The organism is Ruegeria sp. BHSA162, from assembly GCF_059613385.1.
On the sequence record NZ_JBXWSK010000153.1, the window covers coordinates 1 to 1539 of the forward strand.

Below are 1539 nucleotides of genomic sequence, written 5' to 3' on the forward strand. Positions count from 1 at the left end.
GACCAACCCAAAGTGTCGCGGGATGGAGCAGCCCGGTAGCTCGTCAGGCTCATAACCTGAAGGTCGCAGGTTCAAATCCTGCTCCCGCAACCAAAACAGTCCAACAAAACAATCCACAAAATCCAAGCTGTGGGCCAAGGCTAGTCCTTTACCGATAGGGTATAGGGTAATGTCTTGGGACGCGAAGCAGATGCGCTTTGGGAGCGCTTCTCCGAAAGCGCTCCACTGTGGCGCCACACCTTCACGCCCGATGAGCCAATCCGCCTAACTCAACTTCGCGCTACCGCCGATGCGATTGACATCTGTGTTGGGAAAGAACTCTGCCCAGACGTGCCAGAACAAACCGGCACGCAAGGTTTCAACCCGCGTGAGTTGCCCCTGATCGCTATTTCCCCAAAAGTCACATCGCTTTACTGGTTTTTCGCTGTCGTTGTACCAGACCCCGAGGCTTTCGAAATGCGGGTCTAATTGCACCACGAGATCACGCCCGCCGACTTGTGTGTTCACCAGCCAGTTCTGGTCAACCACGAAGTCGTCGGTCCAACAGACGGCATCCGACCCGATGGTCACGCCCCAAACAGGTGTCTTGTTGGGCAGGCGTGTGTCGGGCGCGCGCTCCATGTTGTCCATGACGGGGTCAGCCTCTTGATGCTGCCTGGCGATCCCCCATCCGAAAACGATCTCAAGCACCATGTCCAGCAGTCTCAGGAACGGGTTGCTTGACGGCTTGTTCAGAAAGACCTCACCGTCCGGGTAGGCTTTCCTGAAGCCACGGAATGTCATGCGGAATGTTGGCCATGGCTCCATTTGAGCTTCCGGGCGCAATGGGCAGGCGGGACCGTCCGACGCGGTGTTCCGATCCGCTTCTCGGAACCCATAGATGTGTTGGATCGGTTCCCCGGTGTCGTCGTCCCGCAGGATCAGGTTGTTGCCATGTTGCGCTAGAACTTGAAGATTCAGCCGCTTTCCTTCGATGGATGGCCTGTAACCCTGGCCAAGATTGGCCATTGCACAATAGGTCATGACGATGTCTTCGCCCCCAAGCCCCTTGGCGTCGCCGGCCAGGTGGGGCCGCATGATCTGGGCGTCAGGATGGGCCCGTGCGTGATCGCCGTTTGTCATCACGATCACGGGCGCGGTCGGTCCGACGAACCGTTCCGCTTCGGCAATGCTGTAATACCGGGCTGTGTTGAGCTGGTTTCTCAACCCCAAATGGACCCACACATAGGGAAAGCCATACAGAACCAATGCCAGAGCCGCGCCCACCCACCAGATCGCGCCGATGCCGGCACCGAGCGCAAAGTGGGCTATGGTCGCAACCGCAAAAGCCGCAAGGCCAAGCCCGATCAACCGATATTCGTTGCGAATGAAGCGGATCATGTTTTCTCGCTTTACCTTCAGCAACATCTGGGAAACGTCACCGAGGTCGCGGAAATAGACAAAGCCAATCCCGAGCGAGACAGAGAGTCCGATATAGAAGATCAGGTTGGCAAGCATGGAGGTGCCTCTTGAACGTGGCGGGCCGACGTGAGGTCGGAC

At 57.6% G+C, this 1539-nt stretch carries 1 protein-coding gene and 1 tRNA gene; one reads left to right on the plus strand and one right to left on the minus strand.

Going from position 1 to position 1539, the window contains the following annotated elements; all coding sequences use genetic code 11:
• Positions 1 to 16 precede the first annotated feature (16 nt).
• A tRNA-Met gene (locus AC2FM5_RS19585) sits at positions 17 to 93 on the plus strand.
• A gap of 171 nt (positions 94 to 264) precedes the next feature.
• On the opposite strand, the gene AC2FM5_RS19590 is transcribed toward AC2FM5_RS19585, so the two are convergent.
• Entirely contained in the window at positions 265 to 1497 is a 1233-nt protein-coding gene (locus AC2FM5_RS19590) for a DUF3179 domain-containing (seleno)protein (RefSeq protein WP_496737646.1), read from the minus strand.
• Between the last annotated feature and the right edge of the window lie 42 nt (positions 1498 to 1539).